Origin of the sequence: Escherichia sp. Lx600-2, assembly GCF_036662595.1 — a bacterium.
Lineage (GTDB): Bacteria > Pseudomonadota > Gammaproteobacteria > Enterobacterales > Enterobacteriaceae > Escherichia > Escherichia coli.
This window is the reverse complement of record NZ_JAYQWM010000010.1, coordinates 63,009-77,484: the sequence shown is the minus strand read 5'-3', so window position 1 is coordinate 77,484 and position 14,476 is coordinate 63,009. Positions and strand designations below refer to the sequence as shown.

The 14,476-nt window shown below is 52.0% G+C and carries 12 protein-coding genes; 4 read left to right on the top strand and 8 right to left on the bottom strand.

The annotated features are described in order from the left end of the window. Nucleotides 1-96: 96 nt before the first annotated feature. Genes cobB through lolC form a run of 5 tightly spaced genes read right to left on the bottom strand, consistent with a single transcriptional unit; the run spans nt 97 to nt 5,011 of the window. The gene (gene cobB, locus OQV04_RS05985; protein ID WP_000952736.1) at nt 97-918 is read right to left on the bottom strand and encodes a Sir2 family NAD+-dependent deacetylase; all 822 of its coding nucleotides are present in this window, start codon (nt 916-918) and stop codon (nt 97-99) included. 15 nt (nt 919-933) lie between these two features. Then, nucleotides 934-1,845 carry an N-acetylglucosamine kinase gene (gene nagK / locus OQV04_RS05980; RefSeq protein ID WP_032280746.1) on the bottom strand — a complete coding sequence of 304 codons (912 nt, stop codon included), beginning with the start codon at nt 1,843-1,845 and terminating at the stop codon, nt 934-936. A gap of 28 nt (nt 1,846-1,873) precedes the next feature. Then, entirely contained in the window at nt 1,874-3,118 is a 1,245-nt protein-coding gene (gene lolE / locus OQV04_RS05975) for a lipoprotein-releasing ABC transporter permease subunit LolE (RefSeq protein WP_001251363.1), read from the bottom strand. Continuing rightward, nucleotides 3,118-3,819: a lipoprotein-releasing ABC transporter ATP-binding protein LolD gene (gene lolD, locus OQV04_RS05970; protein WP_001033692.1), complete on the bottom strand. Its 702-nt coding sequence runs from the start codon at nt 3,817-3,819 to the stop codon at nt 3,118-3,120. The genes lolE and lolD overlap by 1 nt, the downstream gene beginning before the upstream one ends. Beyond that, complete coding sequence (gene lolC, locus OQV04_RS05965) at nt 3,812-5,011, bottom strand: lipoprotein-releasing ABC transporter permease subunit LolC (protein WP_032280744.1); 1,200 nt, start codon at nt 5,009-5,011, stop codon at nt 3,812-3,814. The genes lolD and lolC overlap by 8 nt, the downstream gene beginning before the upstream one ends. Nucleotides 5,012-5,272: 261 nt before the next feature. Here lolC and OQV04_RS05960 point away from each other — a divergent pair, with 261 nt between their 5' ends. From OQV04_RS05960 to ldtC, 3 genes are all read left to right on the top strand, one after another. Continuing rightward, nucleotides 5,273-6,346: an acyltransferase family protein gene (locus OQV04_RS05960; protein WP_032280743.1), complete on the top strand. Its 1,074-nt coding sequence runs from the start codon at nt 5,273-5,275 to the stop codon at nt 6,344-6,346. Between the two features lie 127 nt (nt 6,347-6,473). After that, nucleotides 6,474-9,920, top strand: coding sequence for a transcription-repair coupling factor (mfd, locus tag OQV04_RS05955; protein WP_024184315.1), 3,447 nt, complete (start codon nt 6,474-6,476; stop codon nt 9,918-9,920). A 143-nt stretch (nt 9,921-10,063) separates the two neighbouring features. Further along, complete coding sequence (gene ldtC / locus OQV04_RS05950; RefSeq protein ID WP_077757367.1) at nt 10,064-11,026, top strand: L,D-transpeptidase LdtC; 963 nt, start codon at nt 10,064-10,066, stop codon at nt 11,024-11,026. 82 nt (nt 11,027-11,108) lie between these two features. On the opposite strand, the gene bhsA is transcribed toward ldtC, so the two are convergent. Then, the gene (bhsA, locus tag OQV04_RS05945) at nt 11,109-11,366 is read right to left on the bottom strand and encodes a multiple stress resistance protein BhsA (protein WP_000800153.1); all 258 of its coding nucleotides are present in this window, start codon (nt 11,364-11,366) and stop codon (nt 11,109-11,111) included. A gap of 240 nt (nt 11,367-11,606) precedes the next feature. On the opposite strand from bhsA, the gene comR reads away from it, so the two are divergent. Next, nucleotides 11,607-12,239 carry a TetR family copper-responsive transcriptional repressor ComR gene (gene comR, locus OQV04_RS05940; RefSeq protein ID WP_000179805.1) on the top strand — a complete coding sequence of 211 codons (633 nt, stop codon included), beginning with the start codon at nt 11,607-11,609 and terminating at the stop codon, nt 12,237-12,239. A 61-nt stretch (nt 12,240-12,300) separates the two neighbouring features. On the opposite strand, the gene OQV04_RS05935 is transcribed toward comR, so the two are convergent. Together OQV04_RS05935 and ndh are read right to left on the bottom strand one after the other, a co-directional pair. Continuing rightward, nucleotides 12,301-12,840, bottom strand: a complete 540-nt coding sequence (locus OQV04_RS05935) for a glycine zipper 2TM domain-containing protein (protein WP_001043459.1) — start codon at nt 12,838-12,840, stop codon at nt 12,301-12,303. Nucleotides 12,841-13,066: 226 nt separating this feature from the next. Continuing rightward, complete coding sequence (gene ndh / locus OQV04_RS05930) at nt 13,067-14,371, bottom strand: NADH-quinone dehydrogenase (RefSeq protein ID WP_000211045.1); 1,305 nt, start codon at nt 14,369-14,371, stop codon at nt 13,067-13,069. Nucleotides 14,372-14,476 lie beyond the last annotated feature (105 nt).

Here is a 14,476-nt window from a genome sequence, read left to right as displayed (position 1 = left end):
GCGAACGCCTTATCCGGCCCACAACACCGCAAATTCAATTAATTGCGTCCCCTTGTAGGCCTGATAAGCGTAGCGCATCAGGCAATGCTTCCTGCTTTATAATCCCTTCAGCAACTTTTCAACAAATTCTGGCACCACCTGGCTTGCCGGGCCGTAATATTTCTCGGCAAATTCATTACCAACCTGACTCGGTTCAAGATTCAGTTCCACGGTGTGCGCGCCATGCAGTTTCGCTTCGTGAACAAACCCAGCCGCCGGATAAACATGCCCCGAAGTACCAATGGCAATGAAAATATCGGCCATCGACAACGCCATATAAATTTCATCCATGCCGAGTGGCATTTCGCCAAACCACACTACGTGCGGGCGCAAGGGTGCCGGGAACTGGCAGCAATGGCATTTATCTTCTGGGGTAACGTCTCCGGTCCAGTCGAGAACCTGACCACTTTGTGAACAACGAACTTTCAGCAGTTCCCCATGCATATGAATGACATTGGTATTACCTGCGCGTTCATGCAGGTTGTCTATATTCTGCGTCACCAGCAAAAAGCGATCGCCGAGAGCATCTTGCAGTTTAGCCAGCGCAAGATGCGCGGCGTTAGGCTGAATTTCTGGCTGCTGCAGCTGTCGACGACGGGCGTTATAAAACGCTTGCACCAGTTCAGGATCGCGATCGAAACCTTCCGGCGTTGCCACATCTTCAACCCGATGTTCTTCCCACAGGCCATCTGCGGCGCGAAAGGTACGAATACCTGATTCCGCAGAAATTCCTGCCCCTGTCAGTACGAGTACTCTTGGTTTTTCCATTGCTTCCGGCACCACTTTATCTCTGAAAAAAATACGCTGACGCAAACGCTCGCGCAGGCGGCGTTTATTTTTACGAAAACGACTTAACCGATGACCCCGACGCGACAGCATAGCAACCTCTGTTGTTTAATCGGTTAGATGTAGGAAGGCCGCACCACGCATTCCTCCCGCATCACCGTGGCGCGCGCGTTCAATGCGCGGAACACGAGCTACAGGTAAGAGATGACGAGGCGGCCTGTCCGCCAGTTGCGTTGTGATTGCCGGGAAATTCGATAAACCACCACCAATGACGACCAGGTCAGGGTCAACAATGGTCAGGATATTTCCCAGACAAACCGCTAATAAATCCAGATAACGCTCAACGTGCGCCCTTGCCTGCTCATCGCCTTGATCATAAAGCGCAATAATTTCGGGAGCCTGCAACGGTTGATGATAATAGTGTTGATACAGCCACGCAAAACCGCGACCAGACAGATAATTTTCAATGCAGCCATGCTGACCACAGCCGCAGCGGCGTAACGGGAAATCCAACCCCATCATGGTTAACGCATCAACCGGCAGACGCATATGGCCAAACTCGCCGGTAATGTAGCTTTTACCGGTAATCGGTTTGCCGTTGAAAATCAGCCCGCCGCCAACGCCGGTGCCGAGAATCAACCCCATCACCAGTGGATATTGCGTAAATTCATCATCCCAGGCTTCTGAAAGGGCAAAACAGTTGGCATCGTTATCAAGGCGTACATCGCGATCAAGACGTGCGCTCAGGTCGGCACGCAGCGGTTTACCGCTGGCAGCGGGGACATTGGCGGCATACAGCGTACCATCTTCTGTTTCCGGCATTCCCGGAATACCGATGCCGACAGAACCTTTACAGCCAAAACGTTGGTCAGCTTCAGCTACCAGCTCACACACTGCATCTAAAAATGCGTCATAGCTGTCACGCGGTGTCGGCACCCGCTTTTCCAACTGCAACTGCCGACCGCTATCAAACACGCCAAGCGCAATTTTTGTTCCACCAATATCAAACCCGTAATACATTGCCGCTCCTTGTTTTAATGTACTGCCTTTACTGGCCGCTAAGGACTCGCGCAGGGTCAATATTACTGGCGCGCCGCGCCGGATACCAACTTGCCAAAAGACTCAGCAACAATGCTGTGACCAGTACGTAGAAGACGTCCAGCCAGTGCAATTCCGATGGCAGGAAATCAATAAAATAGATATCGCTTGAGAGGAACTGATGACCGATCAACTTTTCAATCCACTCAATAATCGGGGTAAGTTGCAGTGAAACCACCACGCCGATAATCACACCACACAGGCTGCCGAACAGCCCTGCCAGCAATCCATACCAGACAAAGATGGCGCGAATTAAACCATCTTTCGCCCCCAGCGTTCTTAATACTGCGATATCGCCACTCTTGTCTTTCACCGCCATCACTAAGGTGGAGACGATGTTGAAACAGGCCACGCCAATCACCAGTACCATCGCCAGATACATAATGGCGCGGATCATCTGGATATCGCGATACATATAGCCGTAAGTACCAATCCAGCTTTTAATATAAACATAGCTGTTGGTCACTTCACCCGCATCGCGTACCAGCTTATTGGCGTTGAAAACATCCGTCATTTTAAGGGCAATACCTGACACGCTGGAACCCATATCAAGATATTGTTGGGCATCCGCCAGCGGGATCATGGCAAAACTGTGATCGAGTTGACCACTCAACTGCAAAATACCGGCAATGTGCAAACGCACACGTTTTGGCTGCATCAGTTTATGCTCGGGATTCGAGTTGGGGATCATGATCGACACCCAATCGCCCTGCTTCACTTTCAGCGCATCCGCCACGCCTTTGCCGATGATAATTTGCTGTTCGCCCGCTTTAAAATTGCGCCAGGCATCCCCCTGAACAAACGAGGGTAATGCGCTCAGACGCTGTTCCTGTTGCGGGTTAACGCCCTTCACCTGAATTGCGCGCAGATTGGCACCACTTTCTACCAGTCCGGTGAAATTGATATACGGCGCAGCGGCGGCAATACCCGGCACTTTTTGCACGTTATCCAGTGCTTCCTGCCAGTTAGTCCACGGCTGATCTACCGCCTCAATTTCACCGTGCGGTACCACAGCAAGAATGCGGTTATTCAGTTCGCGTTCAAAGCCGTTCATCGCGCTTAAGCCGACGATCAATACCGCCACGCCGAGGGCAATGCCAATGGTAGAAATGACGGAGATCAGCGACACCATGCCGCCGCGCCGCCGTCCGCGACTAAAACGCAGGCCAATTAATAACGATAAAGGCATCGCCATTACTCCGCCCCCATCAGGCTCAGTTCCGCCGTCAGACGACCATCACGCATTTCTAACTGGCGGCTCATACGTTTCGCCAGTTGCAGGTCGTGAGTAACCACCAGGAAGGCGGTGCCCTGCAAGCGATTCAATTCCCCAAGCAACTGGAAGATGCTGTCGGCGTTACGCGCATCGAGGTTACCGGTAGGTTCATCCGCCAGTACCAGCCGCGGGTTATTGACCAGCGCACGGGCAATCGCCACACGCTGGCGTTCGCCGCCAGAAAGTTCAGATGGGCGGTGATTCGCACGATGCTCCAGCCCCACCGCTTTTAACATATCAAGTGCACGGCTGTTGATTTCAGCGGGCTTTTTCTTGCCAATCAGCAGCGGCATAGCCACGTTTTCCAGGGCGGTAAAATCCGGCAGCAGGTGGTGAAACTGATAAATAAAGCCCAGCTTCTGGTTGCGCAGTTCTGCTTTCGCCGCCGAAGACAGTTTGCTCATCGGTTGACCGTTAAAGATCACATCGCCGGAGGTTGGTGTATCCAGCCCGCCCAGCAGGTGCAGCAAGGTACTTTTACCGGAACCAGAGCTACCGACGATCGCCATCATTTCACCTTCGCCCACGCTGAAACTGACATTGTGCAGTACATCGGTTTGCACACTGCCTTCCTGATAGCGTTTGCACAGGTTGTCGCATTGCAACAGGATCTTATTCATAACGTAAAGCCTCAGCGGGTTGTGTGGCGGCAGCGCGCCATGAAGGGTAAAGCGTAGACAGCAGCGCGATAGCCATCGCCACCAGCGCAATAACAATGACCTGTAAAGGTTCGATAGCCACCGGCAGCGCCGCGCCATCAAGCAGGACGCCGATTATCGGCATCAGATTATTTAACTGGCTGGCAAGCAGTGCGCCAAGCGCCGCTCCGAGGATCGCACCGATAATCCCGGCGCTGGCCCCTTGCACCATAAAGACCATCATGATTTGTCGCGGAGTTAAGCCTTGCGTTTGCAGGATCGCTACTTCGCCCTGCTTCTCCATCACCATCAGCCCCAGCGAGGTAATAATGTTAAACGCCGCAACGGCGACAATCAGGCTCAGCAGTAAGCCCATCATATTTTTTTCCATGCGTACGGCCTGGAACAGCTCGCCTTTACGATCACGCCAGTCCTGCCATTTGCTGCCTTCAGGCAGTTTTTGCTGACTTAAAGAGTCAACTTTCAGCGGCTCATCCAGCCACAAACGCCAGCCGGTAATATTGCCTGCCGGATAACGCATCAGACGCGAGGCATCCTCAATATTCACCAGCATTTCATAGCCATCGACTTCACTGTTAGCGGCAAAAGTACCAATCACATTGAACAGGCGCTGACTTGGAATACGCCCCATCGGCGTGAACTGGCTGGCAGATGGCACCATCACGCGGATTTGATCACTGCGATTGACGCCCAACTGTGAGGCAAGCTGTTCACCGAGGATGACATTATATTTCCCCGGCTCGAGGTCAGTTTGTTTCACATTGACCAGATACGGCGTTAGTGGATCTTTTTGCGCCGGGTCGATACCGAGCATCACCCCGACCGCCACGCTGCGCGCGCTTTGCAGTACCACATCACCGGTAGTAATAGGTGCGACGCGATTAACGCCGTCCAGTTTGACTGCCGTTTCCGGGAGTTGCTGCGGGTTAAGAGAGCCATGCACAGAAGAGAGAATTGCCTGTGGCATCAGGCCAAGGATGTTGTTTTGCAGCTCGCGCTCAAAGCCGTTCATCACTGACAATACTGTGACCAGCGCCATCACCCCGAGGGTAATGCCGATGGTAGAAAGCCAGGAGACGAAACGACCGAAGCGATCCGCTGCCCGCCCACGCATGTAACGCAGGCCAATAAATAGAGCGACAGGTTGGTACATGAAATCCGTCTGGTTGCTGTAGCAAAGACACGAGTATATAAGCGAAAGCAAGATGGGTAAACGTCTGAACTGTAAGTGATCGTCAGGGCTAATCTGAAAAGCCCCCGTAAATCAATCGGCTAAATTGCCATGTTTTATCATCAATCTTGCCGCCTGATCTTAATCTGAAAAATTATCCAATACAGACAGATACCCATTACACCTCGGGTCATAACCCGCAGGATCAACCGCATGTAAATTAAAAAAGAGCGTGTTGTCCTGATGAAACAAAAAGAGCTATGGATTAACCAGATCAAAGGGTTATGTATTTGTCTGGTCGTGATTTATCACTCGGTCATTACCTTTTATCCGCATATGACCACTTTTCAGCATCCGTTATCGGAAGTCCTGAGCAAATGCTGGATCTATTTCAATCTTTACCTTGCCCCCTTTCGTATGCCGGTTTTTTTCTTTATTTCCGGCTATTTGATTCGCCGCTATATCGACAGCGTACCGTGGGGAAATTGTCTCGATAAACGCATCTGGAGCATCTTTTGGGTGCTGGCGCTTTGGGGCGTGGTGCAGTGGCTGGCGTTAAGTGCGCTGAACCAGTGGCTGGCACCTGAGCGCGATTTAAGCAACGCTTCCAATGCCGCGTATGCCGATTCCACCGGTGAGTTCCTGCACGGGATGATCACCGCCAGCACCAGCTTGTGGTATCTGTATGCGTTAATTGTCTATTTCGTGGTATGTAAAATTTTTAGCCGTCTGGCGCTGCCACTATTCGCCTTGTTTGTACTGCTGAGTGTGGCGGTTAATTTCGTTCCCACGCCGTGGTGGGGAATGAACAGTGTGATCCGCAATTTGCCTTATTACAGCCTTGGCGCATGGTTTGGCGCAACATTAATGACCTGTGTTAAAGAGGTGCCGTTGCGCCGCTATCTGCTGATGGCTTCTTTGCTGACCGTTCTGGCGGTCAGTGCCTGGTTGTTTACTATCTCGCTGCTGTTGTCGCTGGTATCGATTGTGGTGATCATGAAGCTGTTTTATCAATACGAGCAACGATTCGGTATGCGCTCCACCAGCCTGCTGAATGTGATTGGCTCCAACACCATTGCTATCTACACCACCCATCGCATTCTGGTTGAAATATTCAGCTTAACTCTGCTTGCGCAAATGAACGCAGCACGCTGGTCGCCGCAAGTCGAACTGACACTCCTGCTGGTTTATCCCTTTGTCAGTTTGTTCATCTGTACTGTTGCGGGCTTGCTGGTAAGAAAATTTTCACAGCGTGCATTCAGCGATCTGTTGTTCTCCCCGCCTTCACTGCCCGCTGCCGTCAGTTACTCCCGCTAAGCCATCGCCCCAGCCGGGGCGATTCAATTTGCTAAACCATGTCGATTACGGATAATGAACAGCATTGCTTATCAGAGATATGCCCCCATATGTTGAGGCATATCCTAACGAGAATCTGACAACCGTTATGCCTGAACAATATCGTTATACGCTGCCCGTCAAAGCGGGTGAGCAGCGTCTGCTGGGCGAGTTAACCGGCGCTGCCTGCGCGACGCTGGTGGCGGAAATTGCCGAACGTCACGCCGGTCCGGTGGTACTCATTGCACCAGATATGCAAAATGCTCTGCGTTTGCATGATGAAATCAGCCAGTTCACCGATCAGATGGTGATGAATCTGGCGGACTGGGAAACCCTCCCTTACGACAGTTTTTCGCCTCATCAGGACATTATCTCCTCGCGCCTTTCCACCCTTTACCAGCTACCGACGATGCAGCGTGGCGTACTGATTGTTCCGGTGAATACGCTTATGCAGCGCGTTTGCCCACACAGTTTTCTCCACGGTCATGCGCTGGTGATGAAAAAAGGTCAGCGCCTGTCACGAGATGCATTACGAACCCAACTGGACAGCGCCGGTTATCGCCATGTTGACCAGGTGATGGAGCACGGCGAATACGCCACGCGCGGCGCGTTGCTGGATCTCTTCCCGATGGGGAGTGAGCTGCCTTATCGTCTTGATTTCTTTGATGATGAAATCGACAGCCTGCGGGTGTTTGACGTCGACAGCCAGCGCACGCTGGAGGAAGTAGAAGCGATCAATCTGCTGCCCGCGCACGAATTTCCGACCGATAAAGCGGCAATTGAACTGTTCCGCAGCCAGTGGCGCGATACCTTCGAAGTGAAGCGCGATCCGGAACATATTTACCAGCAAGTGAGTAAAGGCACATTACCTGCCGGGATCGAGTACTGGCAGCCATTGTTCTTCAGCGAACCACTGCCGCCGCTGTTCAGTTATTTCCCTGCCAATACCTTGCTGGTGAATACTGGCGATCTGGAAAACAGTGCCGAACGTTTCCAGGCTGACACGCTGGCGCGTTTTGAGAATCGCGGCGTCGATCCGATGCGCCCACTGTTGCCACCACAATCGCTCTGGCTGCGGGTGGACGAGCTCTTCTCAGAGCTGAAAAACTGGCCCCGAGTGCAGCTAAAAACTGAACATTTACCGACAAAAGCCGCGAATGCCAATTTAGGTTTCCAGAAACTGCCAGACCTGGCCGTTCAGGCACAACAAAAAGCGCCGCTGGATGCGCTGCGTAAGTTCCTCGAGACTTTCGACGGTCCGGTGGTGTTCTCGGTAGAAAGTGAAGGTCGCCGTGAAGCGCTGGGTGAACTGCTCGCACGAATTAAAATTGCTCCGCAACGCATTATGCGTCTTGATGAAGCCAGCGACCGTGGGCGTTATCTGATGATTGGCGCTGCCGAACATGGTTTTGTCGATAAGGTGCGTAACCTGGCGCTGATTTGCGAAAGCGATCTGCTCGGTGAACGTGTTGCCCGCCGTCGTCAGGATTCTCGCCGCACCATCAACCCCGATACACTGATCCGCAACCTCGCGGAGCTGCATATTGGCCAGCCGGTGGTCCATCTGGAGCACGGCGTCGGTCGCTATGCCGGAATGACCACGCTGGAAGCTGGCGGCATTACTGGCGAGTACCTGATGCTCACCTATGCCAACGACGCCAAACTGTATGTTCCGGTGTCGTCACTGCATCTGATTAGCCGTTACGCAGGTGGCGCGGAAGAAAACGCCCCGCTGCATAAACTTGGCGGCGATGCGTGGTCACGCGCGCGGCAGAAAGCGGCGGAAAAAGTGCGTGATGTGGCGGCGGAATTGCTGGATATCTACGCGCAACGCGCCGCCAAAGAGGGCTTCGCGTTTAAACACGATCGTGAGCAGTATCAGTTGTTCTGCGACAGCTTCCCGTTTGAAACCACGCCGGATCAGGCGCAGGCCATTAATGCGGTACTTAGCGACATGTGTCAGCCGCTGGCAATGGATCGTCTGGTGTGCGGCGATGTTGGCTTTGGTAAAACAGAAGTGGCGATGCGCGCCGCTTTCCTGGCAGTAGATAACCACAAGCAGGTGGCGGTGCTGGTGCCTACCACCCTTCTCGCGCAGCAGCATTACGACAACTTCCGCGACCGTTTCGCCAACTGGCCGGTACGTATCGAAATGATCTCCCGTTTCCGCAGCGCCAAAGAGCAGACGCAAATCCTTGCGGAAGTGGCGGAAGGGAAAATCGATATTCTGATCGGTACGCACAAACTGCTGCAAAGTGACGTCAAGTTTAAAGATTTAGGCCTGCTGATTGTCGATGAAGAACACCGCTTCGGGGTGCGTCATAAAGAGCGCATTAAAGCGATGCGCGCGAACGTGGATATTCTGACGCTTACTGCAACGCCGATCCCACGTACGCTGAATATGGCAATGAGCGGAATGCGTGACCTGTCGATTATCGCCACGCCGCCCGCCCGTCGTCTGGCAGTTAAAACCTTTGTCCGTGAGTATGACAGCCTGGTGGTCCGGGAGGCGATCCTGCGTGAAATTTTGCGCGGAGGACAGGTTTATTATCTCTACAATGATGTGGAAAACATTCAGAAAGCCGCCGAACGGCTGGCAGAACTGGTGCCAGAAGCGCGGATCGCCATCGGTCACGGGCAGATGCGCGAGCGCGAACTGGAACGGGTGATGAATGATTTCCATCATCAACGTTTCAACGTGCTGGTTTGTACAACCATTATCGAAACCGGGATCGACATCCCGACAGCCAACACCATTATCATTGAACGCGCGGATCACTTCGGTCTGGCGCAGCTGCACCAGTTACGCGGTCGCGTCGGACGTTCGCATCATCAGGCATATGCATGGTTGCTGACACCGCATCCAAAAGCGATGACTACCGATGCACAAAAACGTCTTGAAGCGATTGCCTCGCTGGAAGATCTCGGGGCAGGTTTTGCGCTGGCAACGCACGATCTGGAGATTCGCGGCGCGGGTGAACTGCTTGGCGAAGAACAAAGTGGCTCGATGGAAACCATCGGTTTCTCGCTGTATATGGAGTTGCTGGAAAACGCCGTCGATGCACTGAAAGCCGGACGCGAGCCGTCGCTGGAAGATCTCACCAGCCAGCAAACAGAAGTCGAGCTGCGGATGCCGTCGCTATTGCCAGATGATTTCATCCCTGACGTGAACACGCGTCTGTCGTTCTACAAACGTATTGCCAGCGCCAAAACGGAAAACGAACTGGAAGAGATCAAAGTCGAGCTTATCGATCGCTTCGGCCTGCTGCCGGATCCGGCGCGTACCCTGCTGGATATTGCCCGTCTGCGCCAGCAAGCGCAGAAACTGGGGATCAGGAAGCTGGAAGGTAATGAGAAAGGTGGGGTGATCGAATTTGCCGAGAAGAATCACGTTAATCCGGCCTGGTTGATTGGTTTGCTGCAAAAACAGCCGCAGCATTACCGCCTTGATGGTCCGACGCGCCTGAAATTTATTCAGGATTTGAGTGAGCGGAAAACGCGTATCGAATGGGTACGCCAGTTTATGCGTGAACTGGAAGAAAACGCGATCGCTTAATGGTAAATCGGGGGCGTTTCTGCGCCCCCATCTGCAACATTTACAAATTCTTTGCACTTCCCTGCACTATCCGACACTGTCACCATCCATAATTCAGGCTTATCTGTTTATTACAATAACCTTATATTTATTATGGATTTTTGGTGATGATCAAAACGCGTTTTTCTCGCTGGCTAACGTTTTTTACGTTCGCCGCTGCCGTGGCGCTGGCGCTACCGGCAAAAGCCAACACCTGGCCGCTGCCGCCAGCGGGCAGTCGTCTGGTTGGCGAAAACAAATTTCATGTGGTGGAAAATGACGGTGGTTCTCTGGAAGCCATCGCCAAAAAATATAACGTCGGCTTTCTCGCTCTATTACAGGCTAACCCCGGCGTTGATCCTTACGTACCGCGCGCGGGCAGCGTGTTAACGATCCCGTTGCAAACCCTACTTCCAGACGCGCCGCGCGAAGGCATTGTGATCAACATTGCGGAGCTTCGTCTCTATTACTACCCGCCGGGTAAAAATTCGGTAACCGTGTATCCAATAGGTATTGGTCAGTTAGGTGGTGACACGCTGACACCGACAATGGTGACCACCGTTTCTGACAAGCGTGCAAACCCAACCTGGACGCCAACGGCAAACATTCGCGCGCGATATAAGGCACAAGGAATTGAGTTGCCTGCGGTAGTGCCGGCTGGACCGGATAATCCAATGGGCCATCATGCGATTCGTCTGGCGGCCTATGGCGGCGTTTATTTGCTTCACGGTACGAACGCCGATTTCGGCATTGGCATGCGGGTAAGTTCTGGCTGTATTCGTCTGCGGGATGACGATATCAAAACACTCTTTAGCCAGGTCACCCCAGGCACCAAAGTGAATATCATCAACACTCCGATAAAAGTCTCTGCCGAACCAAACGGTGCACGTCTGGTTGAAGTACATCAGCCGCTGTCAGAGAAGATTGATGACGATCCGCAGCTGCTGCCAATTACGCTGAATAGCGCAATGCAATCATTTAAAGATGCAGCACAAACTGACGCTGAAGTGATGCAACTTGTGATGGATGTCCGTTCCGGGATGCCGGTGGATGTCCGCCGTCATCAAGTGAGCCCACAAACTCTGTAAATCCTGGATAAAAAAAATCCCCGCTACACGGCATGTCGCGGGGAAAAAATCAGCAGTAGCAGGCATTAATGAGGGTTAATGCTTATTTATAAATTACTGCTGTTCCATGGAGGGTATTCGGACCGGTTACAGAAGTAATACGGAAAGATTTTGCGCCCATCTCATCCGCTTTTTGCGCCAGCTGCTCTTCCAGCGATCCCAGATTTGTCCCCGCGTTAGCACTGATTGTACCGACTTTTTGTTGGCCTTCTGGCGTTGACTGAACTTCGACAGCCGCAAAGCTGGCAAATGACATGGAGCTTAAAATCGCCGCAGCGATGAGGGTTTTTACGTTTTTCATAATAGTGGCCTTATGCAGATGAATGACGTCGCAAGCAATTACTTAACGATCGATAACTAAATGATAGATGTGATCTGGATCACATACAAGATATTTTTTATAACAATCATTAATTAATTTAAAAATCTTTAAATTTCAGTTAAATAGAAAGCAATTATTTTTATGGGATCTGGACTGGTGAACGGAGGTGATTATTTTTATAATAACCTTTCATTCACAGTCACCAGGTACAACGGCATCATGGCAACTGACTCAACACAATGTGTAAAAAAAAGCCGTGGCCGCCCAAAAGTGTTCGACAGAGATGCCGCGCTTGATAAGGCCATGAAATTGTTCTGGCAACACGGTTATGAAGCGACTTCTCTTGCGGACCTCGTCGAAGCGACCGGAGCCAAAGCGCCCACGCTATACGCGGAATTTACCAACAAAGAGGGGTTATTTCGTGCCGTTCTCGACCGCTATATCGATCGTTTTGCCGCTAAGCATGAAGCACAGCTGTTTTGTGAAGAGAAAAGCGTGGAGTCTGCGCTGGCTGACTATTTTGCTGCCATCGCCAACTGCTTTACCAGCAAAGACACCCCGGCAGGCTGCTTCATGATCAACAACTGCACCACCCTCTCCCCAGATTCAGGAGATATCGCCAATACGTTGAAATCACGCCATGCGATGCAAGAGCGCACTTTGCAGCAGTTTTTATGTCAACGACAAGCGCGCGGGGAAATCCCGACCCACTGTGACGTGACACATCTGGCAGAATTCCTTAATTGTATTATTCAGGGGATGTCGATCAGCGCACGCGAAGGTGCATCGCTGGAAAAACTGATGCAGATTGCCGGAACGACTTTGCGTTTATGGCCCGAACTGGTGAAATAAGTCGCAAAAAAAGCCCCTCAGCCTGAGCGAATGAGGGGCCAAATTGCAGAGTACAGCCTTGTTATACTTTGTTATTCAAAATCAGTTGCCCGTTACTATCTAGCGGGATCTGCGTACCCGGATCGCGGTCCATGCGGATTTTGCCCTGCTGATCGCCAATCTTATAGGTCACATCATAACCGAGCATTTTTTCTGACTTGTCATACACCGTTTTACAACGCTGTTGCGTAGTCGTGTAAGTATCGCTTTCCTGGAGAGAGCCCTGGATCTGGTTACCGGCATATCCACCACCCAGCGCCCCCACAACAGTGGCGACATCTTTACCACGACCACCACCAAACTGATGCCCTATCACGCCGCCAGCAACAGCGCCGAGCACCGACCCGGTAATGCGATTTTCATCCTGCACCGGTCGACGATGGGTCACTGTGACGTTGCGACACTCCTGACGCGGTGTTTTAACCGTTTCCTTGATTGGGGTTGCAGAAACAACCTGAGCGTATTGCGGGCCACGTTCAAACACGTTCAGACTGGCCACTGCCGCTACGCCAAGCGCAGCTGCGACACCAATCCCGATACCCGCCAACATTGATTTATTCACGGGAATACCTCCTTCTTTGCAGTTATGCCAATCATGCAAGCGAAGGAGAAAAGCAGCTATCAGACAGAAGATGAAAAGCGCGGGAATGGCTGGAATTACTTAAGGATTCGGAGGAGTCTGAAGGAATGCCTGATGCGACGCTTAACGCGTCTTATCAGGCCTACCGTTCGTACCATTTGTCCAGGGCGGATGAGGCGTTTATGCCACATCCGCCAGTGTACGTCGATTAATGCAACTTCAAACGCGGACGGATAACGCGGTTAATACTCCCCACCAGCATCATTAATCCGGTTTTAAAGTAACCATGCAGCGCAATCTGATGCATTCGGTATAGCGAGATATATACAAAGCGCGCAATTCGTCCTTCAATCATCATTGAGCCGCGCGTCAGGTTACCCATCAGGCTACCAACGGTGGAGAAGTTCGACAGCGATACCAGTGAACCATGATCTTTATACTGATAATTTTTCAGCGGCTTACCGTTCATCTGCGCCAGAATGTTGTTCATTGCGCAAGTCGCCATCTGGTGTGCAGCCTGAGCACGCGGCGGAACAAAGCCCCCTTCCGGACGCGGGCATGACGCGCAGTCGCCAATAGCGTAAATATCTGGATCGCGGGTGGTTTGCAGCGTCGGTTCCACCACCAGCTGGTTGATACGGTTAGTTTCAAGACCACCGATATCTTTCAGGAAGTCTGGCGCTTTGATCCCGGCTGCCCATACCATCAGATCAGCCTCAATATATTCACCATCTTTAGTGTGCAGGCCGCCTTCATCAGCACTGGTGACCATGGTTTGCGTCAGCACGCGAACGCCAAGTTTCGTTAGCTCGTTGTGGGCCGCAGCAGAGATACGTGGCGGTAATGCAGGCAAAATACGTTCACCCGCTTCTACCAGCGTTACGTTCAGGGCTTCGTTGGTCAGGCCTTTGTAACCGTAGCTGTGCAGTTGCTTGACCGCGTTGTGCAGTTCAGCGGAGAGTTCTACACCCGTCGCGCCGCCGCCGACAATCGCAATGTTCACTTTGCCATTCGCGCCCAGGTTGGCGGAGTATTTCAGGAACAAATTCAGCATCTCCTGGTGGAAGCGACGCGCCTGGTGCGGGTTATCGAGGAAAATGCAGTTCTCTTTGACACCTGGCGTATTGAAATCGTTAGAGGTGCTACCCAGCGCCATTACCAGGGTGTCATAGGCGATTTTACGTTCCGGAACCAGCAGTTCACCTTTCTCATCGCGCAGTTCTGCAATAGTGATTGTTTTCGCTTCACGATCAATATCAATGACGGAACCCAGCTGGAACTGGAAACCATGATTGCGCGCATGGGCCAGATAGCTCAACGCATCGACGCCTTCATCAAGCGAGCCAGTCGCCACTTCGTGCAGCAGCGGTTTCCACAGGTGGCTGTGGTTACGATCGACCAGCGTAATTTTGGCTTTTTTCTTGCGTCCCAGCTTATGCCCCAGCTGTGTTGCCATTTCCAGCCCACCAGCACCGCCGCCGACAATCACAATTTTTTTCAATGGCGTAGTCAACGTGACCCCCTTAAATTTATTAACCAATTGTTAATTAATGGTTATTAACATAGCTCTTAATTAACAACAGGTTACAGCAATGAAAAATGTTCTTCGCTATTGAGA